The 22445-nt window shown below is 70.8% G+C and carries 22 protein-coding genes and 2 pseudogenes; 10 read left to right on the top strand and 14 right to left on the bottom strand.

Going from position 1 to position 22445, the window contains the following annotated elements; genetic code table 11:
* Positions 1 to 209: 209 nt before the first annotated feature.
* Positions 210 to 1061, bottom strand: coding sequence for a hypothetical protein (locus ACIBL4_RS34330; RefSeq protein ID WP_399415677.1), 852 nt, complete (start codon positions 1059 to 1061; stop codon positions 210 to 212).
* A gap of 175 nt (positions 1062 to 1236) precedes the next feature.
* Between ACIBL4_RS34330 and ACIBL4_RS34325 the strand changes: the two genes are divergently transcribed.
* Entirely contained in the window at positions 1237 to 1878 is a 642-nt protein-coding gene (locus ACIBL4_RS34325; protein WP_399415676.1) for a phosphatase PAP2 family protein, read from the top strand.
* A 118-nt stretch (positions 1879 to 1996) separates the two neighbouring features.
* On the opposite strand, the gene ACIBL4_RS34320 is transcribed toward ACIBL4_RS34325, so the two are convergent.
* Together ACIBL4_RS34320 and ACIBL4_RS34315 are read right to left on the bottom strand one after the other, a co-directional pair.
* Entirely contained in the window at positions 1997 to 2653 is a 657-nt protein-coding gene (locus tag ACIBL4_RS34320; RefSeq protein WP_086564618.1) for a response regulator transcription factor, read from the bottom strand.
* Positions 2650 to 4248 (bottom strand): sensor histidine kinase, encoded by a 1599-nt coding sequence (locus ACIBL4_RS34315; RefSeq protein ID WP_399415675.1) that lies wholly within the window; start codon positions 4246 to 4248, stop codon positions 2650 to 2652. The genes ACIBL4_RS34320 and ACIBL4_RS34315 overlap by 4 nt, the downstream gene beginning before the upstream one ends.
* 141 nt (positions 4249 to 4389) lie before the next feature.
* Here ACIBL4_RS34315 and ACIBL4_RS34310 point away from each other — a divergent pair, with 141 nt between their 5' ends.
* The 5 genes from ACIBL4_RS34310 (at position 4390) to cseC (ending at position 8996) form a co-directional block, all read left to right on the top strand.
* On the top strand, positions 4390 to 5337 hold the full coding sequence (locus ACIBL4_RS34310) for an A/G-specific adenine glycosylase (protein ID WP_399415674.1): 948 nt from the start codon (positions 4390 to 4392) through the stop codon (positions 5335 to 5337).
* Positions 5338 to 5621: 284 nt separating this feature from the next.
* A complete protein-coding gene (locus ACIBL4_RS34305; RefSeq protein WP_010048809.1) occupies positions 5622 to 6161 on the top strand; it encodes a SigE family RNA polymerase sigma factor in 540 nt (179 codons plus the stop codon).
* The gene (locus tag ACIBL4_RS34300; protein ID WP_399415673.1) at positions 6149 to 6805 is read left to right on the top strand and encodes a hypothetical protein; all 657 of its coding nucleotides are present in this window, start codon (positions 6149 to 6151) and stop codon (positions 6803 to 6805) included. Before ACIBL4_RS34305 ends, ACIBL4_RS34300 begins: the two co-directional genes overlap by 13 nt.
* 137 nt (positions 6806 to 6942) lie before the next feature.
* Complete coding sequence (gene cseB, locus ACIBL4_RS34295) at positions 6943 to 7644, top strand: two-component system response regulator CseB (RefSeq protein WP_356922584.1); 702 nt, start codon at positions 6943 to 6945, stop codon at positions 7642 to 7644.
* An 8-nt stretch (positions 7645 to 7652) separates the two neighbouring features.
* Positions 7653 to 8996 carry a two-component system sensor histidine kinase CseC gene (cseC, locus tag ACIBL4_RS34290; protein ID WP_399415671.1) on the top strand — a complete coding sequence of 448 codons (1344 nt, stop codon included), beginning with the start codon at positions 7653 to 7655 and terminating at the stop codon, positions 8994 to 8996.
* A gap of 27 nt (positions 8997 to 9023) precedes the next feature.
* Here cseC and ACIBL4_RS34285 read toward each other — a convergent pair whose 3' ends face one another.
* The 3 genes from ACIBL4_RS34285 to ACIBL4_RS34275 all read right to left on the bottom strand — a co-directional run bounded on the left by ACIBL4_RS34285 (position 9024) and on the right by ACIBL4_RS34275 (position 11666).
* Entirely contained in the window at positions 9024 to 9470 is a 447-nt protein-coding gene (locus ACIBL4_RS34285; RefSeq protein ID WP_399415670.1) for a VOC family protein, read from the bottom strand.
* Between the two features lie 63 nt (positions 9471 to 9533).
* On the bottom strand, positions 9534 to 9959 hold the full coding sequence (locus tag ACIBL4_RS34280; protein WP_399415692.1) for a helix-turn-helix transcriptional regulator: 426 nt from the start codon (positions 9957 to 9959) through the stop codon (positions 9534 to 9536).
* A gap of 117 nt (positions 9960 to 10076) precedes the next feature.
* Positions 10077 to 11666 (bottom strand): MDR family MFS transporter, encoded by a 1590-nt coding sequence (locus ACIBL4_RS34275; RefSeq protein WP_399415669.1) that lies wholly within the window; start codon positions 11664 to 11666, stop codon positions 10077 to 10079.
* A gap of 124 nt (positions 11667 to 11790) precedes the next feature.
* On the opposite strand from ACIBL4_RS34275, the gene ACIBL4_RS34270 reads away from it, so the two are divergent.
* The gene (locus tag ACIBL4_RS34270; protein WP_399415668.1) at positions 11791 to 12387 is read left to right on the top strand and encodes a TetR/AcrR family transcriptional regulator; all 597 of its coding nucleotides are present in this window, start codon (positions 11791 to 11793) and stop codon (positions 12385 to 12387) included.
* A gap of 23 nt (positions 12388 to 12410) precedes the next feature.
* Here the strand turns inward: ACIBL4_RS34270 and ACIBL4_RS34265 are convergent, their stop codons facing one another.
* Entirely contained in the window at positions 12411 to 13139 is a 729-nt protein-coding gene (locus ACIBL4_RS34265) for a M23 family metallopeptidase (protein WP_399415667.1), read from the bottom strand.
* A gap of 441 nt (positions 13140 to 13580) precedes the next feature.
* Here ACIBL4_RS34265 and ACIBL4_RS34260 point away from each other — a divergent pair, with 441 nt between their 5' ends.
* Positions 13581 to 14213: an HAD family acid phosphatase gene (locus ACIBL4_RS34260; RefSeq protein ID WP_399415665.1), complete on the top strand. Its 633-nt coding sequence runs from the start codon at positions 13581 to 13583 to the stop codon at positions 14211 to 14213.
* Between the two features lie 81 nt (positions 14214 to 14294).
* Here the strand turns inward: ACIBL4_RS34260 and ACIBL4_RS34255 are convergent, their stop codons facing one another.
* Positions 14295 to 16820, bottom strand: a complete 2526-nt coding sequence (locus ACIBL4_RS34255; protein ID WP_399415663.1) for an ATP-dependent Clp protease ATP-binding subunit — start codon at positions 16818 to 16820, stop codon at positions 14295 to 14297.
* 259 nt (positions 16821 to 17079) lie between these two features.
* On the opposite strand from ACIBL4_RS34255, the pseudogene ACIBL4_RS34250 reads away from it, so the two are divergent.
* Positions 17080 to 17601, top strand: a pseudogene (locus tag ACIBL4_RS34250) (SCO3374 family protein); the annotation flags it as partial.
* Between the two features lie 633 nt (positions 17602 to 18234).
* Positions 18235 to 18453, top strand: a pseudogene (locus ACIBL4_RS34245) (hypothetical protein); the annotation flags it as partial.
* A 27-nt stretch (positions 18454 to 18480) separates the two neighbouring features.
* Here ACIBL4_RS34245 and ACIBL4_RS34240 read toward each other — a convergent pair.
* The 6 genes from ACIBL4_RS34240 to ACIBL4_RS34215 all read right to left on the bottom strand — a co-directional run bounded on the left by ACIBL4_RS34240 (position 18481) and on the right by ACIBL4_RS34215 (position 22430).
* Entirely contained in the window at positions 18481 to 18816 is a 336-nt protein-coding gene (locus ACIBL4_RS34240) for an Lsr2 family protein (RefSeq protein WP_010048839.1), read from the bottom strand.
* Positions 18817 to 19055: 239 nt separating this feature from the next.
* Positions 19056 to 19589, bottom strand: coding sequence for an amino-acid N-acetyltransferase (locus ACIBL4_RS34235; protein WP_399415662.1), 534 nt, complete (start codon positions 19587 to 19589; stop codon positions 19056 to 19058).
* A 10-nt stretch (positions 19590 to 19599) separates the two neighbouring features.
* Entirely contained in the window at positions 19600 to 20079 is a 480-nt protein-coding gene (locus ACIBL4_RS34230) for a BlaI/MecI/CopY family transcriptional regulator (protein ID WP_399415690.1), read from the bottom strand.
* Between the two features lie 205 nt (positions 20080 to 20284).
* Entirely contained in the window at positions 20285 to 20473 is a 189-nt protein-coding gene (locus ACIBL4_RS34225) for a hypothetical protein (protein ID WP_338782107.1), read from the bottom strand.
* Positions 20474 to 20491: 18 nt separating this feature from the next.
* Positions 20492 to 21208 (bottom strand): hypothetical protein, encoded by a 717-nt coding sequence (locus tag ACIBL4_RS34220; RefSeq protein WP_399415661.1) that lies wholly within the window; start codon positions 21206 to 21208, stop codon positions 20492 to 20494.
* Between the two features lie 424 nt (positions 21209 to 21632).
* A complete protein-coding gene (locus ACIBL4_RS34215) occupies positions 21633 to 22430 on the bottom strand; it encodes a type III pantothenate kinase (RefSeq protein ID WP_306965004.1) in 798 nt (265 codons plus the stop codon).
* Positions 22431 to 22445 lie beyond the last annotated feature (15 nt).

Genomic DNA, 22445 nt, shown 5'->3' with positions numbered 1-22445 from the left:
GCACCCCGCTACGACGTCGGCAAGACCGTCAAACGCCCCGAGACCCTCAAGGCCATCGGCAAGCCCGGAAGATCTTGGTAGATAAAGAACAAGCTTAGGGCCTGTTGCGAAAGTGCCGCCTGCCGCGCGACGCCCGGCACGCACTCTCGCCGCACCGGACGCCGCGCGGCCGCCCTTCGGGCGACGACGCCGCTTTCGCAACAGGCACCCTAGTCGGCCGACAGCACGAACGACGTCTGCACCTTCGCGAAGCCCGGAGCCTTGGCTTCCACCAGGTACGTGCCCGGCCCGGCCGAGCCCGCCGGAGGCGTGGCGCACTCGGGGGCGCTCGGCTTGCGGTCCCAGTTCACGGTGTAGGTGATGCCGCTGCCCGCGGGCACCCGGTACAGCTGGTGCGCGGCGGCCTTGGGGCAGTCCTCGGAGGACCAGTAGTCGTCGTCGGAGCTCGCCGGGGTGATCGTGAACACCGCGTTCTTCGGCCCGAGATCGATCTTGCAGTCGCTGCCGGAGACGTTCCGCGCGGTCAGCAGGAACGTAGGCCTCTGCTCGGGGTCGTAGGTGTTGTGCCGGCTGCGCAGGCTGAACTTGACCACGCTGGCGGTGCAGTTGGGCAGCGTGGAACCGGCCGGCAGGGTGTCGCCCACGCCGACGCCGACGCCGCCCACCGCCGTATCGCCACCGGAACCGCCGGCACCGCCCGCGCCTCCGGAGCCGCCCGCGCCGGAACCGCCGCCGGAGCCCGAGCCGGAACCTTCCCCGGAGCCGTCACCCGAGCCGCCCCCGGACGACGAGCCGCCGGAGCCCTCGTCGCCCGACTCGTCGCGTCCGCCGGGCGCTTGGCTGATGGCCGGGCCCGAACTCGACGGGCCGGGCGTGATGGTGGAGGGCGAGGGATTCTTGCCGTTGGCGCCGTTGTCGCCGTCCTTGCCGCCTCCGCCGCCCATGGTCACGATCCAGGTGATCAGAAGCGCCAACAGGGCGACCACAGACACCAGTACGACCCTCCGACGCCAGTAGATGGAGGAGGGAAGCGGCCCGACCGGATTGCGCAGAGATCCCACGGCGCAAACCTTACGAGAGATCGGCGCGTTCGCCTGTCCCACCCGCCGCTCGGGGCCACAACTTTTCCGGATCATCATCTCGGAATCCCGGAGGCCACCCCTGTCTTTCGTCAGGTTCGGGACGCGACGATCGCTGGGTGTGACGGTACCGGCCTGCCGCCTACCGTCCGTGACCATGAACTTCGAGGACAGCGCGCTCTACCGCGACATCACCGACTTCGCCCGTGACACCCCGATGTGGGTACAGCACGGGGCCGGTATATGGACGGAGGCCGGACTGCTGGTCTTCGTCGCGCTGTTCGCCACGGCCTGGTGGCGGGCCCGCCGCGGCACTCCCCACGCGTTCGCGCTCGCGGCCCTGGCACCTGTGGCCACGGCCGTGGCGTACGTGTGCAGCGAGGTGCTCAAGTCCGCGGTCACGGAGGAGCGTCCGTGCCGGGCGGTCGCCGGTGCGGCCGCGTCCCTCGCCGCGTGCCCGCCGCACGGCGACTGGTCCTTCCCGTCCAACCACGCCACGATCGCGGGCGCGGCGGCGGTCGCCCTCGCGCTGGTCCGGCGCGCGCTGCTGTGGGTGACGGCCCCGCTCGCCCTGCTCATGGCCTTCTCCCGGGTCTTCGTCGGCGTGCACTATCCGCACGACGTCCTCGCGGGGTTGGTGCTGGGCACGCTCGTGGCCCTCGTCGCCGTACGGCTGGGCAGGGGCCCGGCGACGCGGCTGGCCGAGGCGCTGCGCACCTCGTCGGCGCCGGCCGTGCGGTGGTTCACCGGGCCGGGCGCGGCGCCCGTCAGGTCGTACGGCTCGCACGCGCGGCGCTGAGGCGGTCGGCACGCGCATCACCGGGCCGGTACGCGCCCCCGCCGGCGTACCGCTCCGGTCGTCGCGCGCCTCTCCGGCCGGATCGCGCCTCTGCGATCGTCGCGCGCCTCTCCGGTCGTCACGCCTCCACGAGCCCCGCCTCGTACGCCACGATCGCCGCCTGCACACGGTTGCGTACGCCCAGCCGGTCCAGGACGGCGCTCACGTACGCCTTCACCGTGCCCTCGACGAGGTGCAACCGGGCGGCGATCTCCGGGTTGGACAGGCCCGCGCCGACCAGGCCGAGCACCTCGCGCTCGCGGGGGCTCAGCACGGCCACGCGCGCGCGTGCCTGTGCCTCACGGGTGAGCCGGCCGCCGCCGAGGCCCTCGTCGATGACGTACCGCGCCACCTTGGGTGAGAGGAACGCGGCGCCGGCGGCCACCGCCCGTACACCCGCGATGAGTTCGTACGGGTCCCCGGACTTCAGCAGGAAGCCGGTGGCGCCGCCGCCGAGGGCGCGGGTCACGTAGGCGCCCTCCGAGAAGGTGGTGAGCATCGCGACGGCCGTGCCGGGCACGGTCCGTACGATCTCCTCCGCCGCGGTGAGGCCGTCCAGGCGGGGCATGCGGATGTCGAGCAGGGCGACGTCCGGGCGGTGTGCTCGGGCCAGCTCGACCGCCTCGCGGCCGTCGCCCGCCTCGGCGACGACGTCCGTCACGCCGCTGCTGCCCAGGATGGCGCGTACCCCGGCCCGGACCATGGCCTCGTCGTCGGCCAGCAGAACGCGGATCACTGTGAGAACTCCTCGTATTCCTCGCGGCCTTCGCCGGGCAGACCGATGCGCGGGACCACGTCCTTGGCGACCAGTCGGCCGGCGGCGAAGCACAGTCTGAAGTGGTCGACGGAGACGAACAGTTCGCCGCTCGCCCGGTAGTAGCGGCAGTCGGCTCTCCCGGGTGGGGCGGGGGCCCGGTCGTCGGGCGGGTCGTTCACGTCGCGCTCGGGCAGCAGATGTTCGACCTCGGCCACCGGGGTGCCCAGGCGCAGTTTCGCGTACGCGGCGGGTTCGAGCACCGAGTGCTTCTCCGCGTACGCGTACCAGCCGAACGCCACGCCGACCAGAACGACGCCCACGCCGGCCGCGGTGCCGAGGCCGGCGGCGACACGGCGGCGGGCGTGCCGGAAGGGCGCGGGGCCCGGGGGCTCGGCGCCGGCCTGCTGCTCGGGGGCGTCGGGCACGTACGCCGACACCCGGAACCCCTCCTCGTGCGGTCCGGCCTCGAACGTGCCGCCCACGGAGGTCACCGCGGCCCGCAGCCCGAGCAGGCCCGTACCGCCGCCCGTGGGGCGGGAACTCTCCTGGGTGGGCGGGCCGTTGGTGATGGTGACAGACACCCCCGCGGACCGTCCCGTCCCCGCGGCCCGTCCCGTCAGCGCCACGGTCACGGGAGCGCCCGGTGCGTGCCGTGCCGCGTTGGTCAGCGCCTCCCGGACCACGCGGTGCAGCAGCCGTTCGGCGACCCCGCCGGGCTCGGCGGCCGTGCCGTCCGGCCCGGCGGGCTGCCAGCGCACCGGCAGGCCCGACTCCGCTGCGCGGGCGACGAGTTGCTCCAGGGTCTCGCCCGCCGGGGCCAGCGGCGCGGGCTCGTCGTCGTCCTCGCGCAGGACGCCGATGATGCGGTGCAGCCGGTCCGTGGCGTCGGCGGCGGCCGCGCGCAGGTCGGCCGCCGCGCTCCGGTGCTCGCCGGCGAGTCCGGGGGCGACCTGGAGGGCGCCCGCGCGCAGGGCGATGAGGCTCAGCTCGTGGCCGAGGGAGTCGTGCATGTCCTGGGCGATCCGGGCCCGTTCGCGCAGCCGGGCACGTTCCTCGGCGAAGCGGGCCTCGTCCTCCAGCCGGGCGGCGCGCAGCCAGCCCGCCGCGGCCAGCTCGCGGCTCTGCCGCCAGTAGCGACCGCCGAGCCAGGGGAAGACGCAGCCGAAGAGCAGCGTGCCCGTCATGACGAGCCACTCGGGGGCCGGGTCGACGCCGACGAGCACGATCCGGGCCGTGCCGGCGCAGCCGACGGCCGCGAAGCACAGCACCGCGGGGCGCGCCCGTCCCGCCCGCAGCCCGAGCAGCAGCGCGAGCACGCCGAGGGCGGGGCCGTAGGAGACGGTGAACATGGCCGGTGCCGCGGTGAGGCTCAGGGCGGCCACCAGCCCGAAGGCCGCGAGCGGCAGCCGCCGGGACAGGGCGGCGGCGACCGCCAGCACCGCCACGCCGGCCGCCTGCTGCCAGGCCGGACGCGGCTCGTTCAGCCCGAGCCGGTCCGCCGTGAGCGCCGGCACGGCGAGAGCCGCCCAGAGCAGGACGTATCCGGCGAGCCGGGCGGGACGAGGACGTTCCATGCGCCCGACGCTATAGGCGGGCGGCAGGGCGGCACTGCTGCCGATCGTCAGGTACGCCTGTCCCTCTTGACTGGTACGCCTGTCCCTCCTGGGTGGTGGTGTGCCCGGATCGCGGCTCCCGCGTGGCAGGATCGAATGGCCATGACTGCTCCCACGAAGCCCCCGCACACCAGCCCCGCCGACCCCGCCTCCGGCTCGCCCTCCGGCTCGCCCTCCGGCGAGAGCCTGCACGCCCCCGTCATCGACTGGTTCGACGAGAACGCCCGTGACCTGCCGTGGCGGCGCCCCGAGGCGGGGGCGTGGGGGGTGATGGTCAGTGAGTTCATGCTCCAGCAGACGCCGGTGAACCGCGTCCTGCCCGTCTACGAGCAGTGGCTGGCCCGCTGGCCGCGCCCCGCCGACCTGGCCAAGGAGGCGCCGGGCGAGGCGGTCCGCGCCTGGGGCCGGCTCGGCTACCCGCGCCGCGCCCTCAGGCTGCACGGCGCCGCCGTCGCGATAACGGAACGGCACGGCGGTGACGTACCCGCCGACCACGCCCAGTTGCTGGCGCTGCCCGGCATCGGCGAGTACACGGCCGCCGCCGTCGCCTCCTTCGCCTACGGGCAGCGGCACGCGGTGCTGGACACCAACGTGCGCCGGGTCTTCGCCCGCGCGGTCACCGGCGTGCAGTACCCGCCGAACGCCACCACCGCCGCCGAGCGCAGACTCGCCCGCGCCTTGCTGCCCGAGGACGAGCCGACCGCCGCCCGCTGGGCCGCCGCCTCCATGGAGCTGGGGGCGCTGGTGTGCACGGCGAAGAGCGAGTCGTGTCACCGCTGCCCGATCGCCGCGCAGTGCGCCTGGCGGCTGGCGGGCAAGCCGGAGCACGACGGGCCGCCGCGTCGCGGTCAGACGTACGCGGGCACCGACCGGCAGGTGCGCGGGCGGCTGCTCGCCGTGCTGCGGGAGGCCCACGGTCCGGTCCCGCAGGCGGCGCTGGACCGGGTGTGGCACGAGCCGGTGCAGCGGGCTCGCGCCCTGGACGGCCTCGTCGCCGACGGTCTGGTGGAGCCGCTGGCGGACGGGCTGTACCGGCTGCCGCTGACCTGACGTACAGACACGTCACAGCCGCGCGTCGTCGACTGTCACAGTCATCCGGGTGGACAAATCACCCCGAACCCACCCCAACGCGCCCACCGCTTTTCCCCGTTCCCACGGCCGTTACACAACCGACGGACAGCCGAGTGCTAGCCGAAGGCTGCTTCGGACAGTGCCGTGACAACGCCTCCGTACCTTCGGTTCCGTTCCCGGAAGACACGGGACGACCAAGGAACACAGGCAGTGCACGGACGGCGGGAAGCCGGCCGCAACGGGGAAACGGGAGGCGGTTCACCATGGCGCAGGGCGAGGTGCTCGAGTTCGAGGAGTACGTCCGCACGCGGCAGGACGCGCTGCTGCGCAGTGCCCGCCGCCTGGTGCCGGACCCGACGGACGCGCAGGACCTGCTGCAGACCGCGCTGGTCCGCACGTACGGCCGCTGGGAGACCATCGAGGACAAGCGGCTGGCCGACGCCTACCTGCGCCGGGTGATGATCAACACGCGGACGGAGTGGTGGCGGGCCCGCAAGCTGGAGGAGGTGCCGACCGAGCAGCTCCCGGACGCCTCGGTCGACGACTCCACCGAGCAGCACGCGGACCGCGCCCTGCTGATGGACGTCCTGAAGGTGCTCGCCCCGAAGCAGCGCAGTGTCGTCGTCCTGCGACACTGGGAGCAGATGTCCACGGAGGAGACGGCCGCCGCCCTCGGCATGTCGGCCGGAACGGTCAAGAGCACGCTGCACCGGGCGCTCGCCCGGCTCCGCGAGGAGCTGGAGTCCCGCGACCTGGACGCACGCGCGCTGGAGCGTGAGGAGCGGGAGCGGTGCGCGGCCTGACCGGCGAGGGGTCTGCACGGCCCCGGGCCAGCATCCAGGCGGTGAGTACGGCGCTGGCCGTGCTCGCCGCCCTCGGCCTTTTCGTGTCCGCGTGCGGCGCGGGCGGCACCGGCGCCCGCGACGAGGGCCCGGCGCACTCCGACTCGGTGGCGGGCGCCGCCGCGGCCACGCCGTCCGCCGTGCCGTCGAAGACGCCCGACGCGGTCGACGCGGTCCGGCTCGTCAAGGACGACCCGAAGGTCTCCCCCGAGGTGAAGCGCGAGCTGAAGCCGTGCGTCGCCGACGAGTACCCCGTCGACGTGTCCTACGGCAACCTCACCGGCGGATCGGGCGACGACGTCGTCGTCAACGTCCTGAGCTGCGGTGACGCTGTGGGTGTGGGCAGTTACGTGTACCGCGAGCAGGACGGCTCGTACAAGAATGTGTTCAAGGCCGAGGAGCCCCCGGTCTACGCGGAGATCGACCGCGGCGACCTGGTCGTGACCAAGCAGGTGTACGAGAAGGGCGACCCGGTGTCGAGCCCCTCCGGGGAGAACGTGATCACATACAGATGGACCTCCGGCCGGTTCGACGAGGAGTACCGCACGCACAACGACTACGGGAAGGTCGTCGGCGAAACCCCCACGCCGGAGCCCGCGAGCTGACGTGGGCGCGGCGCGTGTGAACCGATCGGGCCGCTCGGACCGATCCACCGGTGAACGCATCACGTGGATCTCGCGTCCCCCAGAGGGAACGCGGCAGAACGCACCCCACGAACCACACGAGGACTGAGAGCACCGGGATGGCAGACCAGACCCACGTCCTGTTCGTCGAGGACGACGACGTCATCCGTGAGGCCACGCAGCTCGCCCTGGAACGGGACGGCTTCGTGGTCACCGCCATGCCCGACGGGCTGTCGGGCCTGGAGGCGTTCCGGGCGGACCGCCCGGACATCGCGCTGCTGGACGTCATGGTTCCCGGCCTGGACGGGGTCAGTCTGTGCCGCCGTATCCGGGACGAGTCGACCGTGCCGGTCATCATGCTGTCGGCGCGGGCCGACTCCATCGACGTCGTGCTGGGCCTGGAGGCGGGTGCCGACGACTATGTGACCAAGCCGTTCGACGGTGCCGTGCTGGTGGCCCGGATCCGCGCGGTGCTGCGCCGGTTCGGGCACGCGGGCGGCGGCCGGACGGAGGAGCCGGCCTCCCCGGCCGGCGGCGGGGTGCTGACCTTCGGGGACCTGGAGGTCGACACGGAGGGCATGGAGGTCCGCCGGGCCGGGCAGCCGGTGGCGCTGACGCCGACCGAGATGCGGCTGCTGCTGGAGTTCTCCACGACGCCGGGCACGGTGCTTTCCCGCGACAAGCTGCTGGAGCGGGTGTGGGACTACGGCTGGGGCGGGGACACCCGCGTCGTCGATGTGCACGTGCAGCGGCTGCGGCAGAAGATCGGCCAGGACCGCATCGAGACGGTCCGTGGCTTCGGCTACAAGTTGAAGGCCTGAGCAGGGTTATGAGGGGGCACTTCCGGCGCCTGGTCGCCACGGGCTTGGAGCGCGCGGGCATCCGCACGGGCCTCAGATGGAAGCTGAGCGCGGCCATCGCACTGGTCGGGGCGCTGGTGGCGGTCGCGCTGAGCCTGGTCGTGCACAACGCCGCCCGGGTGTCGATGCTGGACAACGCGCGTGACCTGGCCGACGAGCGCATCTTGATCGCCCAGCGCAACTTCGAGCTGTCGGGGCGGATGAACTTCCCCAACGCCAAGATCGACGATCCGAACCTGCCGCCGGCGCTGCGGGACCGGGTGGAGGCGGGCCAACGGGCGACGTACGTGGCGGACCGGCCCGGTGACGTGCCCGACATATGGGCCGCCGTGCCGCTGAAGAACGGGCATGTCATGTCCCTGCACTCGGGCTTCACCGACCGCAGCTCGGACATCCTCCAGGACCTCGACCAGGCCCTGCTCATCGGCTCCATCGCGGTGGTCCTCGGCGGCAGCGCGCTCGGCGTTCTCATCGGCGGGCACCTCTCGCGGCGGCTGCGCAAGGCGGCCGTCGCGGCCAGTCAGCTCGCGGGCGGCGAGACGGACGTGCGCGTGCGGGACGCCATGGGCGGGGTCGTCCGGGACGAGACCGACGACCTGGCGAGCGCGGTGGACGCCATGGCGGACACGTTGCGGCAGCGGATCGAGGCCGAGCGGCGGGTCACCGCCGACATCGCGCACGAGCTGCGCACGCCGGTGACCGGGCTGCTGACCGCCGCCGAACTGCTGCCGCCCGGCCGCCCGACCGAGCTGGTGCTGGACCGGGCGAAGGCGATGCGCACGCTCGTGGAGGACGTACTGGAGGTGGCCCGGCTGGACGGGGCCTCCGAGCGGGCGGAGCTCCAGGACCTCATGCTGGGTGAGTTCGTCGCCCGGCGGGTGGCGGCGAAGGACCCGGACGTCCAGGTGCGGATCGTGCACGAGTCGGAGGTCACCACCGACCCGCGGCGCCTGGAACGGGTGCTGTTCAACCTGCTCGCCAACGCGGCCCGGCACGGCAAGCCGCCCATCGAGGTCACCGTCGAGGGCCGGGTCATCCGCGTCCGCGACCACGGGCCCGGCTTCCCCGAGGACCTGCTCGCCGAGGGGCCGAGCCGCTTCCGCACCGGCAGCAAGGATCGGGCCGGGCACGGCCACGGCCTCGGCCTGACCATCGCGGCCGGGCAGGCCCGGGTGATGGGCGCCCGGCTGACCTTCCGGAACGTACGCACGCCGGGCGCGCCGGAGGGCGTACCGGCCGAGGGCGCGGTGGCGGTGCTGTGGCTGCCGGAGCACGCGCCGACGAACACGGGGAGTTATCCGATGCTGCCCTAGGGGGCGTCCCCAAAGTCCCCAGCGTGGTCAGCAGGTCCAGTCCTGGTCGAGGTCGAGGCCGCCCTCCCGGGGCTGCGTGAAGGAGAACCAGTTGCCGGAGTCGTCGCGGAACAGCGCCTCCGTGCCGTACGGGCGCTCCTGCGGCTCCTGGAGGAACTCCACGCCCCGGTCCTTGAGCTTCTTGTAGTCGCCGTGGATGTCGTCGGTGGTCAGCACGCCGGCGCCGAGCGCGCCCTTCGACACCAGCTTCCGGAGCATCTCGGCGGACTCGGGGTCCATCGCGGGCCCGCCGGGCACCATCAGCGTGAGCTCGACGTCGGGCTGGTTCGGCGAGCCGACGGTGAGCCAGCGCATGCCGCCCTCCCCCATGGTCATGTCCGTACGGACCTCCAGGCCCAGTTTCTCGGTGTAGAACTCCTTGGCCCGGTCCTGGTCGAGGACCCAGACGGTCGAGATGGCGAGACCCTTGATCATGGTGTGCTCCTGCTGGTCGGCGGCCGGTTCGTGCCTGCCCCGCCACGGTAGGCAGCGGGGGTGTCAGCCCGCTTCTCCGGAATTGCGCTGTTGCCCCGGGGCGGGCGCCGGCCGGAAGCCGCCGGCCCACAGCATGGCGTAGCAGCCCGGTATGAGTGCCGCTCCGCGGCCCACGTGCTTCGTCCGGTACTCGCTGGGCGTCAGGCCGGTCCACGCCTTGAACCGGGCCGAGAACGTGCCGACACTGCTGAAGCCGACCAGGTGGCAGATCTCCGTCACCGAGAGGTTCGCCGTACGCAGCAGGTCCTCGGCGCGTTCTATGCGGCGGTGCGTGAGGTACTGCCCGGGAGTCTCGCCGTACGCCTCCTTGAAGGCGCGGATGAAGTGATACCGCGAGTACCCGGCGTGGGCGGCCACGGCGCCCAGGTCCAGGCCCGGATCGGCCCAGTCCCGGTCCATGGCGTCCTTGGCGAGGCGCACCTGCCGCATCTTGTCCATGGATCCGATGGTGGCACGAGGGTCTGACAGCGAGGCCTGTGCGACCGGACCGCATGACGAAGGCTCCCGGGGTTCTCCACCCCCGGGAGCCTTCGTCATGCGGTCCGGTCAGACGGTCTCCGCCACGGACGGCTGCGCCGCCGGGGCGTCCGGCTCGTCGTCCGTCTTCGGGCCGGCCCCCTTGAGCGGGACCTCCTTGACGAACACGGCCGCCGCCAGGGCGACCACCGCCACCACGGCTCCCAGCAGGAACGCCGAGTGCGTGCCGGCCGACACCGCGTGCTGGTACGCCTCCCGGACCAGTACCGGAAGCTTCTCCAGGCCCTTGGCGTCGAGCTGCGCCGACTGCTCGGTGACCTTGGATCCCAGCGCACCGCCCCGCTCGGCCATGACGTCCTGGACGCGGTTGTTGAACAGCGCGCCCATGATCGCGACGCCGAAGGAGGAGCCGAGGGTGCGGAAGAGGGTGGTCGACGAGGACGCGACGCCCATGTCCTTCATCTCCACGCTGTTCTGCGCGACCAGCATGGTGATCTGCATCAGGCAGCCCATGCCGAAGCCGACCACGGCCATGAAGACACCGGACGTGAACCGCGAGGTCCCCGTGTCCATCGTGGACAGCAGATACAGACCGACGGTCATCAGGACGCTGCCGAGGATCGGGAACACCTTGTACCGGCCGGTGTTCGTGGTGACCCGGCCGGCGACCATCGAGGTCACCAGCATCGCGCCGAGCATCGGCAGGAGCAGCAGCCCGGAGTTCGTCGCGGAGGCGCCCTGCACGGACTGCTGGTACAGCGGCAGGAACAGCGTCGCGCCGAACATCACGAACCCGGTGATGAAGCCGATGATCGACATCAGCGTGAAGTTGCGGCTGCGGAAGATGTGCAGCGGCACCACCGGCTCGGCCGCCCTGGTCTGCCAGAACACGAACCCGACGAGCGCGGCGACACCGATGCCGATCAGCTCCATGATCCGCGCGGAGCTCCAGGCGTACTCCGTGCCGCCCCAGGTGGTGACGAGGACGATCGCGGTGATGCCGACGGTCAGCAGGGCGGCGCCCAGGTAGTCGATCCGCGCCTCGGAGCGCTTCTTCGGCAGGTGCAGCACCACACTGATGGCGACCAGCGCGACCACGCCGAGCGGCAGGTTGATGTAGAACGCCCAGCGCCAGCCCCAGTGGTCGGTGATCGTGCCGCCGACCAGCGGGCCGCCGATCATCGCCAGCGCCATGACGCCGGCCATCATGCCCTGGTACTTGCCGCGCTCCCGGGGCGGGATCAGGTCTCCGATGATCGCCATGACACCGACCATGAGACCGCCGGCGCCGAGGCCCTGGACGGCACGGAAGCCGATCAGCTCGCCCATGTTCTGGGCCATGCCGCTGAGCGCGGAGCCGATCAGGAACAGGACGATCGACGTCATGAACGTGCCCTTGCGGCCGTACATGTCGCCGAGCTTGCCCCACAGCGGGGTGGAGGCCGCGGTCGCGAGCGTGTAGGCGGTGACCACCCACGAGAGGTGCTCGAGGCCGCCCAGATCACCGACGATGGTCGGCATCGCCGTACCGATGATCATGTTGTCGAGCATCGCGAGCATCATCGCGATCATCAGCGCGAGCAGGACGACCCGCACGCTCCTCGGCTGTTTCCCCCCGGCGTCGGCGCCGACCGCCGGTGTGTCCGTCGTGTCCGCCATTGCTTTCCCACTCCCCCAGCTACCGCTACTTACTTGCCGACCGGCTAGTGACTACACTCGGAAGCTAGCCGCGGAACTAGCCGGGCGTCAAGTAAGTTTTATGGAAAGGGAGCGGCGTAGGAGGATGGGCGGCACCATGGACGGCACCAGGCATCGGCGCCGCGGGGACACCCGCCAGCGCATCCAGGACGTGGCCCTCGAACTCTTCGCGGAGCAGGGCTACGAGAAGACCTCGCTGCGCGAGATCGCGGAACGCCTGGAGGTCACCAAGGCGGCGCTCTACTACCACTTCAAGACGAAGGAAGAGATCCTCGTCAGCATCTTCGAGGACCTCACGAAGCCGATCGAGGAGCTGATCGAGTGGGGGCGGCAGCAGCCGCACACGCTCGACACCAAGCAGGAGATCATCCGCCGTTATGCGGAGACCCTGACCGGCGCCGCGCCGCTGTTCCGCTTCATGCACGACAATCAGGCGACGGTGCGGGAGCTGCGGATCGGCGACTCCTTCAAGGAGCGCATCCGCGGTCTGCGCGACATCATCATCGACCCGGAGGCCGACCTGGTCGACCAGGTCCGCTGCGTCAGCGCGATCTTCACGCTGCACGCCGGGATGTTCCTGCTCCAGGACCTGGAAGGCGACCCCAAGGACAAGAACAAAGCCGTCCTCGAGGTCGCCACGGACCTGGTGACCCAGGCCCACGAGGGAGCCCGGGGTTCCTAGCGGACCCGGGCCGCCTCCGGTCGTCAGACCTTGACGCCCTTGGCGCGCAGGAACTTCACCGGGTCGACCGCCGAGCCGTAGTTCGGGGTCGTACGGATCTCGAAGTGCAGGTGCGGACCGCTGGAGTTGCCGGTGTTGCCGGACCGGGCGATCTCCTGGCCGGTCTTGACGACCTGGCCGATCCTCACCTTGACCTGCGACAGGTGGGCGTACTGCGAGTACGTGCCGTTGCCATGCCTGATCACGACGGCGTTGCCGTACGCGGGACCGTCACCGGCGCCGTTGCCGCCGGCCTTGACGACGGTGCCACCGTGGGCGGCGACGACCTGGGTGCCGCTCGGCACGGCGAAGTCCTGCCCGCTGTGGGTGGACTGCCACATGCCGCCGGCCTGGGCGAAGCTCGCGGAGAGCTTGTACTTCTTCACCGGGTCGACCCAGGACGGCGTGGCCTTCTTGGCGGCCTTCTGCACGGCGGCCTTCTTGGCGGCGGCCGCCTTCTTCGCGGCGGCCTTCTTCGCGGCGGCGGCCTGGGCGGCCTTCTCGGCCTTCACGGCCGCGGCCTTGGCGGCCTTGGCCTGGGCGGCGGCCTGCGCCTGGACGGCGCCGGCGGCACCGGACGCGGCCGTGGTGTCGGCGGCGGACGCGACCCCTGCTCCCAGTGCGACCGAGACACCGAGGCCGGCGGCCAGCACGGTCGCACGGGTGCGGAGCTGGGACGTACGGGAAGAACGGGACGTGACGCGCTGGGACATCGAAACCTCATGGGGAAGGGGACGGTGAAAACCACCCGGCGCACAGTCGCTCGCCGAATGGCCATCCCTTGGTAACCCGAAGTCCGACAAACTCCCAAAAGCGTGATCTACGGCCCAAGTTAGTAACTTAGTTCAGTGTTCTACGTCTCTTGACATGACACTCATTCGGGACAAAACAGGGCACTACACCGCACTTCCGCGCGCTCTACGGGGTCAAGAATCCCTTTCCTCCGGATCCGTTCAGCACTATTCCGCCTAGTAACGGACATATCGCCTGTGCGGCATGTCACCGGAGAGCCTCTTCGGCCATTCCGGAAATGTGGCGCACGCCTCTATGCACCTACCGTCCGGTAACCCTACGGTTCCCCTCGCGCCACCCTCGCCCACGAACATGCACACGACATGTTGGCAGCGTCACGGACGTGAGAGGACCCCCACGACATGCAGACCCGACGCCCCTGGTTGCGCCGTGCATCAGTGACCGCAGTCTCGGCAGCCGCTCTCGTGGCGATGGCCGCACCGGCCGACGCCGCGGCCCCCGCAGGTGCCGCCACCGCGGTCACCACGGCCGCCGCCGCAGACGTCGACTACGCGACCTGGCAGAAGGACTGCCAGGCGGTGATGGACCAGGCGCTGCCCTATCTGAAGCAGCGGATCGCTGCCGCCAGGCCGGGCGAGAAGCAGGCGATCGTCTTCGACATCGACAACACCACGCTGGAGACCGACTTCGGCTTCAGCTACCCGCAGCCGGCCAACAAACCGGTCCTGGAGGCCGCCAGATACGCCCAGGAGCGCGGCGTCGCCCTGTTCTTCGTGACCGCCCGCCCGGACATCATCTCCTCGTTCACCGAGTACAACCTCAAGCAGGCCGGCTACCAGGTCTCCGGGCTCTACGTCCGGAACTTCATCGACCTCTTCAAGAACGTCGCCGAATACAAGACGGCTCAGCGCGTCGACGTCGAGAAGAAGGGCTACACGATCATCGCGAACATCGGCAACAGCGCCACCGACCTCTCCGGCGGCCACGCCGAGAAGACGTTCAAGCTGCCGGACTACGACGGGCAGCTGTCGTAGGGCCGGAGCTCGCCCACCCTCTGGGCATGGAAAAGGGGCCGGTGCCTTTCAGCACCGGCCCCTCTCACTCGACCGTGACGCTTACACGTCCTTGCTCAGGTTCGGTCCCGTGCCACCGGCCGCCTGCTCGATCGGCGGGACGTCCGGCAGGGCCGACTTCTCCTCACCCCGGAAGGTGAAGGTCTTGGTCTCGCCCTCGCCCTCGGTGTCCACGACCACGATGTGACCGGGGCGCAGCTCGCCGAAGAGGATCTTCTCCGACAGGCTGTCCTCGATCTCGCGCTGGATCGTCCGGCGCAGCGGCCGGGCGCCCATCACGGGGTCGTAGCCCTTCTTGGCGAGCAGCTCCTTGGCGGACTGGGCGAGCTCGATGCCCATGTCCCGGTCCTTCAGGCGCTCGTCCACCTTGGTGATCATCAGGTCGACGATCCGCAGGATGTCGTCCTGGGTCAGCTGCGGGAACACGACCACGTCGTCGACGCGGTTGAGGAACTCGGGCCGGAAGTGCTGCTTGAGCTCGTCCGAGACCTTGTTCTTCATGCGCTCGTAGTTGGTCTTCGTGTCACCCGAGGCCGCGAAGCCCAGGTTGAAGCCCTTGGAGATGTCCCGGGTGCCGAGGTTGGTCGTCATGATGATGACCGTGTTCTTGAAGTCCACGACCCGGCCCTGGGAGTCGGTCAGGCGACCGTCCTCCAGGATCTGCAGCAGCGAGTTGAAGATGTCCGGGTGGGCCTTCTCGACCTCGTCGAAGAGGACGACCGAGAACGGCTTGCGGCGGACCTTCTCCGTCAGCTGGCCGCCCTCCTCGTAGCCCACGTAACCGGGGGGCGAACCGAAGAGACGCGACACCGTGTGCTTCTCGCTGAACTCCGACATGTCGAGGGAGATCAGCGCGTCCTCGTCACCGAAGAGGAACTCGGCGAGCGCCTTGGACAGCTCGGTCTTACCGACACCGGACGGGCCGGCGAAGATGAACGAGCCACCGGGACGCTTCGGGTCCTTCAGACCGGCACGCGTACGGCGGATCGCCTTCGACAGCGCCTTGACGGCGTCGTTCTGGCCGATGACCCGCTTGTGGAGCTCGTCCTCCATGCGCAGCAGGCGGGAGGACTCCTCCTCGGTCAGCTTGAAGACCGGGATGCCCGTGGCCGTGGCGAGGACCTCGGCGATCAGCTCGCCGTCGACCTCGGCGACGACGTCCATGTCGCCGGCCTTCCACTCCTTCTCCCGCTTGGCCTTGGCGGCCAGGAGCTGCTTCTCCTTGTCGCGGAGGGAGGCGGCCTTCTCGAAGTCCTGCGAGTCGATCGCGGACTCCTTGTCGCGGCGGACACCGGCGATCTTCTCGTCGAACTCGCGCAGGTCCGGCGGCGCGGTCATCCGGCGGATGCGCATCCTCGATCCGGCCTCGTCGATCAGGTCGATCGCCTTGTCCGGCAGGAAGCGGTCCGAGATGTACCGGTCGGCCAGGGTGGCGGCCTGGACCAGCGCCTCGTCCGTGATGGAGACGCGGTGGTGCGCCTCGTAGCGGTCACGCAGACCCTTGAGGATCTCGATCGTGTGCGGCAGGGACGGCTCGGCGACCTGGATGGGCTGGAAGCGGCGCTCGAGGGCCGCGTCCTTCTCCAGGTGCTTGCGGTACTCGTCCAGCGTGGTCGCACCGATGGTCTGCAGCTCACCGCGGGCCAGCATCGGCTTCAGGATCGAAGCCGCGTCGATGGCGCCCTCGGCGGCACCCGCACCGACCAGCGTGTGCAGCTCGTCGATGAACAGGATGATGTCGCCGCGGGTGCGGATCTCCTTGAGGACCTTCTTCAGGCGCTCCTCGAAGTCACCGCGGTAGCGGGAGCCGGCGACCAGCGCGCCGAGGTCCAGGGTGTAGAGGTGCTTGTCCTTGAGGGTCTCGGGCACCTCGCCCTTGACGATGGCCTGGGCGAGGCCCTCGACGACGGCGGTCTTGCCGACGCCGGGCTCACCGATCAGAACCGGGTTGTTCTTCGTACGGCGGGACAGCACCTGCATGACCCGCTCGATCTCCTTCTCGCGCCCGATGACCGGGTCGAGCTTGGACTCACGAGCGGCCTGGGTGAGGTTCCGGCCGAACTGGTCGAGGACCAGGGACGTGGAGGGCGTGCCCTCGGCAGGACCGCCGGCGGTGGCGGTCTCCTTGCCCTGGTAACCGGAGAGCAGCTGGATCACCTGCTGCCGCACGCGGTTCAGATCTGCGCCCAGCTTGACCAGGACCTGGGCGGCGACGCCCTCGCCCTCGCGGATCAGGCCGAGCAGGATGTGCTCCGTGCCGATGTAGTTGTGGCCCAGCTGAAGGGCCTCGCGGAGCGACAGCTCCAGGACCTTCTTGGCACGGGGGGTGAAGGGGATGTGCCCGGACGGGGCCTGCTGGCCCTGGCCGATGATCTCCTCCACCTGCTGGCGGACCGCCTCGAGCGAAATCCCGAGGCTCTCAAGGGCCTTGGCGGCGACACCTTCACCCTCGTGGATCAGGCCCAGGAGGATGTGTTCAGTGCCGATGTAGTTGTGGTTGAGCATCCGGGCTTCTTCCTGAGCCAGGACGACAACCCGCCGCGCGCGGTCGGTGAACCTCTCGAACATCGTTAATCGCTCCTCAGAGCGGTCAGGCAGTGGGGGGAACTTCCCCTCCCTGTCCTTCCGCAGCTTAGTCCCGCAAGCGGGGACCGCTCATTCCAACTGCCGACACCGTCCTTGGCCTCCTGACCCCGAACGCCGACATCTGCTCCAACCCGATGGTGCGAGACGATGTTCCCGCAGGCCAGGCAGTTACCCCCTTCGTCAGTACGCCCATGGCGAACGTGAGACGGCCTTTCCTGCGTGTCGCCCCCTCCCACTAGGGATGTCTTACCCGCACGGACCCGAAGTCCATGCCGAGCGCCCCCCTTCCCTCCGCTACGGGCGAACAACCTTGCGCCTCCCCGCACCCCCCACATGCCCCCATTTGGCCACCATGCGCACTCGTGACGCCACCCAGCGTAACCCGCACTTCCTTACGGCTGTTGCACTTGGCATGTTCGGCGCCCCTCGCCCCGTCCCGCTCCCCCGCCGGCCGCTCGACGCGAGCTGCGGGGTCCGGCGGTGGTACGAGAACGAACTGGGCTGGCCGACGGTGCCCGGCGATCCTCTGCGGCTGGTGGTTGGGGTGCGCTACGACGTCCTGGACGTGCCTGCCGAGGCGGGACACGCGGCCCTGCGGCGCCTGGCACCGGGCTCTCCGGTGGCTCTGCTCGGCGACCGGATGCGATTCCTGGTGGCGGCGGGCACGGCGGAGGAACTGCCCGGGCTGCTGGAGTGGCTGGAGTGGGGAAAACTGCCGCTCGACCTGACGGCGATCGAACCGGGCAGCACGATGGAGGCGCCGCGGCCGCCGTGGCTGAATCCGCCGCCGCCGGCATGTGAGAGGGGCGAGCGGCTGCGCGTGGGGTCGGCGGGCGGCGGGTTGCCGCCGCAGGGGGCGGACGCGTGCTTCTGCCGTGGGAGAGGCGACTCGGGGCCGGACGAGGGGGGCGGCGGGCCACTGCTCTACAGGACCGAGTCGCTGTTGCTCTCCACGATGGACGGCTCACTCCGGCGCGGGAGCGGCGGGCTGCTGCCCTGCGAGACGGACACGCTGTCGCAGCCCGAGTCGGGCGGCTCGATGCGGCACGAGCACGGCAGGCCGCTGCCTGACGAGGCGGGCGGTGTGCTGCCCTGCGGCAGAGGTACGCCGGGCCTCCGCGAAGCGGACGGGGCGGTACCACGCCAGGCGGGTGCGGCGGTGCCCGGCGAAGGCGGCGGTGTGCTGCCCTGCGGCAGAGGTACGCCGGGCCTCCGCGAAGCGGACGGGGCGGTACCACGCCAGGCGGGAGGGGCGATGCCTGGCGAGAGCGGCGGGGGACTGCCCTGGGAGGGAGGTGCGGCGTTCATGGCTTCGGGGACCGGGTGGGACCGGCAGGGGGTCGCGCCGTCGGCTCATGAGGCGGACGGCGCGTTGTCCCCCGAGTCCGGCTTCTGTCCTGGCCGGCCGCTTCCCCTGGGCCGGTTCGGTTCCCAGGGGGCCGCCATGTGGCTGCGGCCCCCCGAGCCGGGATGCGAGGTCGAGGCCTCGCTGCCGACGCTGTCGGCGTTGGGGGGCGGTGGAGACGCCCCCGATCTCGTACGGCTGGTGAACACCGTGGCCACACAGTGCCACCGGGTCCGGCTGCGGCGCGCGTCTGCCCAGCCGTCGGCCTAGCGCGCGCAGGGCCGGTAGTGCCGCTGTTCAGCCGTTGGCCTTCTCGTAGGCCTCGCGGATGGTCGCGGGAACACGGCCGCGGTCGTTGACCTCGTAGCCGTTCTCCTTCGCCCAGGCGCGGATGGCCGCGGTGTCCTGGCTGCCGCTCGAAGCCGCACGCGCCTTTCCGCGCCCGCCCGAAGCGCGGCCTCCGGTACGACGACCGCCCTTCACGTAAGGCTCGAGAAGGCCGCGGAGCTTGTCCGCATTAGCGGTGGTGAGATCGATCTCGTACGTCTTGCCGTCCAGCGCGAACGTGACGGTCTCGTCCGCCTCGCCGCCGTCGAGGTCGTCGACAAGAAGGACCTGAACCTTCTGTGCCACCGGATTTCCTTTCATCGATATCTTCAGGGCCGGGGTGTGCCGGCGTCCGCCGTATCGCCGTCCCCTGTTATATGCAGTACTTGCAGTACCTCGGAAAGCAAACCGCTTTTGCCGGAAAAACACAAACCCTCGGCAGAGACCAGCAGCCCCGCCCCCGTCCGAAAACGTGCGCGTTTCGGACATAGGGCACCCGGGTCTTGCGACCGGCTTGCAACTGGCTTGTGTGTCCGTCCTGGTGATCACAGATGCAGAAGCATCCGGCTGTTGCCCAAGGTGTTCGGTTTCACTCGTTCGAGTCCGAGGAACTCCGCGACACCCTCGTCATAGGAACGCAGCAGCTCCGCGTAGACATCCGTGTCGACAGGCGTCTCGCCGATCTCCACGAAGCCGTGCTTGGCGAAGAAGTCCACTTCGAAGGTCAGACAGAAAACACGGCGAACGCCGAGCCAGCGGGCGGTGTGGAGCAACTTCTCCAGCAACTGGTGTCCGACGCCCGCGCCCTTCAGGCCGGGCTTCACGGCGAGAGTGCGGACTTCGGCGAGGTCTTCCCACATCACGTGGAGGGCGCCGCAGCCGACGACCTCGGCGTTGTCGTCCCGTTCCGCGACCCAGAACTCCTGGATGTCCTCGTAAAGCGTCACCGTTGCTTTGTCGAGCAGGATGCCGCCGCGGACGTAGGCGTCGAGGAGGCGGCGCACGGCCGGGACGTCGCTGGTACGTGCCCGGCGGACGGTGATGGCTTTTGCGGGGGCTTCAGGGCTCTTCGCGGACATGACCGGGACGCTATCGCCCGCCGGGGTCCTGAGCAGAGGCGGGGTTCTCCGGCGGTTCCGTTCGTTCCGGGCGTTCGCTTCGTTCCGGCGGTTGGCTTCGTTCCGGCGGTTCCGTTCGTTCCGGCTGATGGGCCAGTTCCGACAGTCCGGTCGGTTTCCGGGTTTCCGGGACCTGGGCGATGCGTACGGCATCGCGGAGAGTCTCTCGCTGTTCCTCGCTCATCATGCCGAAGAAGGCGACGAGAGCCGCGGCGGGGTTGTCGCTCTGCGACCAGGCGTCGTTCATCAGGGCGGCGGCGTAGGCGGCGCGTGTGGAGACCGCCTCATATCGATAGGCGCGGCCTTCCGCCTCGCGGCGCACCCAGCCCTTCTGATGGAGATTGTCCAAAACGGTCATCACGGTGGTGTACGCGATGGACCGCTCCTTCTGAAGATCTTCCAGGACTTCTCGAACGGTCACCGGGCGGTTCCACTTCCACACCCGCGACATGACCGCGTCTTCGAGTTCTCCCAATGGGCGAGGCACACCTCAGAACAATAGTGGGAGATCTGGGTAATGGCGTGGCGGACGTGCGCTTCACGGCGAACGGGAGCAAAAAGGGCGTACGACTCGAAAGTGCGGGCCTCGCCGGGGGGCCGGCCGCACGGAGTCGTACGCCGTCGGAGGGCTGCGCCCGGGGGCCGCAGCGGTCCGGTCAGGCTTCGGCCTTCGGGGGCGTCGCGGAGGACTGCCGGGCGCCCTCCACGCGCGCGAGGGCGGCGTCGACGGCCGCGTCCTCCTTGGCCTTGTTGGCGCCGCCCTGTGTCTTCACGATCACCCGGATCACGCCGATGAAGAAGATGGCCATGACGACCGGGGGCAGGAGCGCGGAGACGTAGTCCATGGCTCCAGAGTAGCCACGTCAGCCCGCGGCGAGCTGCTGGGGGTTGCCCGGGGGTGGCGGCGGGGTGGGCTTGCGGCGCGGGAAGACCTCGCCCGGGGTGGGGATCGGGCGGCCGGGTTTGGGGGTGCCCGGGGCGGGGGCCGGGGTGGGTTTGGGGGCGGGCTTCGGAGCCGCCGGCTTCCGTGCGGGCTTCTTCTCGGGCTGCTTTTCCGGGGTGTCCTCGGAGACGGTGGAGAGGCCGCCGGGGAGGGGCAGGAGACGCAGGCGCGTACGGGAGGCGGGGACGGCGGGGGCGGCCGGTCGGGCGGGCGGTTGGGCCAGCGGTGCGGGGATGTGCGACCGGGTGGTGCGCACGGGCTGCTGCCCAGTGAGCCGATGACAGCGGTCCAGGAGGGCGGCCGCGGTGGGGTTGCCGCGCAGGGCGCCGAGGGCGGCCAGGTCGTCGGGCTGGGGGCGGTATCCGGCGCCCAGCGCCTCGTCCAGGAGCGCGAGGTAGCCGGCGGCGGCGCCGGGGAGGGCGGCGCGGTACCGGCCGAGGTCGGCCACGAGGAAGGCACGCAGCCTGGCTCCCTCCCGCAGCGCCTCGTCGAGCGACTCTGCGAGGCGGAGGCAGTCCTGGACGTCGTCGGCCGAGGCGGACGTGGGGTGGAGGGCGAGGGCGAGAGCGCGGCGGAGCACACGCAGCTCCTCCACGCCGAACGCCATGCCGCCGCGGGATCCGTATGGCGTGGGCATGCTGCGACGATACGCGCTAATCAGACAAATCCCGCATATCGGATGGGTGTGGCGTGGGGGACCACCCGGGTGGGCGGGGAGGCGCGCCGCCTGCGCCTACGCGGTGGTGGTGGGTCGGGGCCGCGCCGGGGAGTGTCCGCCCTCGCAACGGCGCGATGGGGTCACACACCGACTAACCGGCGTTGACGCGCCAACCGCTGCGGGCGGACACCCCCCGACACGTCCCCTTCCGCCGTCGGCGGGTGCGGGTGCGTCCCCGCCCTAGCTGCCCGCAGGCCGCCGCGCTGCGGGCCGCCGTGGCCGCCTCAGCTGCGGGCAGTCGTGCCTCCCCCAGTGCCTTAAGGGCCTGGGAGGTGCCCCCAGGCCGCACGGGTGGGCGCAGCGGCACCCCGCTCCGCCGGGCTGCGCACTCACCAACGCCAGCTCACATACGCGACACGTTCCGCTCGTACACCAGTCGCAACCCGATCAGCGTCAGCCACGGCTCGTGCTCGTCGATGACCGACGACTCGCCCAGAACCATCGGTGCCAGACCCCCCGTCGCGATGACCGTGACGTCCTCCGGGTCCTCCGACAGCTCGCGGGCCACGCGGTTGACGACCCCGTCGACCTGGCCGGCGAAGCCGTAGATGATGCCCGACTGCATCGCCTCGACCGTGTTCTTGCCGATGACGCTGCGCGGCCGGGCCACCTCGATCTTGCGGAGCTGGGCGCCGCGGACGCCGAGGGCCTCGACGGAGATCTCGATGCCGGGGGCGATGACCCCGCCGACGTACTCGCCGCGCGCACTGACCGCGTCGAACGTCGTCGCCGTGCCGAAGTCGACGACGATCGCGGGGCCGCCGTAGAGCTCGACCGCCGCGACCGCGTTGATGATGCGGTCCGCGCCGACCTCCTTGGGGTTGTCCATGAGGATCGGGACGCCCGTCTTGACGCCCGGTTCGACGAGGACCGCCGGGACGTCGCCGTAGTAGCGGCGCGTCACCTCGCGGAGCTCGTGCAGGACCGAGGGGACGGTCGCGCAGATGGCGATGCCGTCGATGCCGTCGCCGAGTTCGTCGCCGAGGAGCGGGTGCATGCCCATCAGGCCCTGGAGGAGGACCGCCAGTTCGTCCGCGGTGCGGCGCGCGTCCGTGGAGATGCGCCAGTGTTCGACGATGTCCTCGCCGTCGAACAGGCCCAGGACGGTGTGGGTGTTGCCTACGTCGATCGTCAGCAGCATGGCCCGTACCCGCTC

The organism is Streptomyces sp. NPDC050416 (genome assembly GCF_044458845.1).
Lineage (GTDB): Bacteria > Actinomycetota > Actinomycetes > Streptomycetales > Streptomycetaceae > Streptomyces.
The sequence above is the reverse complement of the archived record's forward strand: the minus strand, read 5'-3'. Positions and strand labels throughout refer to the sequence as shown.

Excerpts from the sequence above, each read along its gene's own strand:
- ACIBL4_RS34325 (WP_399415676.1), top strand. The coding sequence starts at position 1,237 with ATGAACTTCGAGGACAGCGCGCTCTACCGCGACATCACCGACTTCGCC.
- ACIBL4_RS34315 (WP_399415675.1), bottom strand. The coding sequence starts at position 4,248 with ATGGAACGTCCTCGTCCCGCCCGGCTCGCCGGATACGTCCTGCTCTGG.
- ACIBL4_RS34310 (WP_399415674.1), top strand. The coding sequence starts at position 4,390 with ATGACTGCTCCCACGAAGCCCCCGCACACCAGCCCCGCCGACCCCGCC.
- ACIBL4_RS34305 (WP_010048809.1), top strand. The coding sequence starts at position 5,622 with ATGGCGCAGGGCGAGGTGCTCGAGTTCGAGGAGTACGTCCGCACGCGG.
- cseB (WP_356922584.1), top strand. The coding sequence starts at position 6,943 with ATGGCAGACCAGACCCACGTCCTGTTCGTCGAGGACGACGACGTCATC.
- cseC (WP_399415671.1), top strand. The coding sequence starts at position 7,653 with ATGAGGGGGCACTTCCGGCGCCTGGTCGCCACGGGCTTGGAGCGCGCG.
- ACIBL4_RS34285 (WP_399415670.1), bottom strand. The coding sequence starts at position 9,470 with ATGATCAAGGGTCTCGCCATCTCGACCGTCTGGGTCCTCGACCAGGAC.
- ACIBL4_RS34280 (WP_399415692.1), bottom strand. The coding sequence starts at position 9,959 with ATGCGGCAGGTGCGCCTCGCCAAGGACGCCATGGACCGGGACTGGGCC.
- ACIBL4_RS34275 (WP_399415669.1), bottom strand. The coding sequence starts at position 11,666 with ATGGCGGACACGACGGACACACCGGCGGTCGGCGCCGACGCCGGGGGG.
- ACIBL4_RS34270 (WP_399415668.1), top strand. The coding sequence starts at position 11,791 with ATGGGCGGCACCATGGACGGCACCAGGCATCGGCGCCGCGGGGACACC.
- ACIBL4_RS34265 (WP_399415667.1), bottom strand. The coding sequence starts at position 13,139 with ATGTCCCAGCGCGTCACGTCCCGTTCTTCCCGTACGTCCCAGCTCCGC.
- ACIBL4_RS34260 (WP_399415665.1), top strand. The coding sequence starts at position 13,581 with ATGCAGACCCGACGCCCCTGGTTGCGCCGTGCATCAGTGACCGCAGTC.
- ACIBL4_RS34255 (WP_399415663.1), bottom strand. The coding sequence starts at position 16,820 with ATGTTCGAGAGGTTCACCGACCGCGCGCGGCGGGTTGTCGTCCTGGCT.
- ACIBL4_RS34235 (WP_399415662.1), bottom strand. The coding sequence starts at position 19,589 with ATGTCCGCGAAGAGCCCTGAAGCCCCCGCAAAAGCCATCACCGTCCGC.
- ACIBL4_RS34230 (WP_399415690.1), bottom strand. The coding sequence starts at position 20,079 with ATGTCGCGGGTGTGGAAGTGGAACCGCCCGGTGACCGTTCGAGAAGTC.
- ACIBL4_RS34225 (WP_338782107.1), bottom strand. The coding sequence starts at position 20,473 with ATGGACTACGTCTCCGCGCTCCTGCCCCCGGTCGTCATGGCCATCTTC.
- ACIBL4_RS34220 (WP_399415661.1), bottom strand. The coding sequence starts at position 21,208 with ATGCCCACGCCATACGGATCCCGCGGCGGCATGGCGTTCGGCGTGGAG.
- ACIBL4_RS34215 (WP_306965004.1), bottom strand. The coding sequence starts at position 22,430 with ATGCTGCTGACGATCGACGTAGGCAACACCCACACCGTCCTGGGCCTG.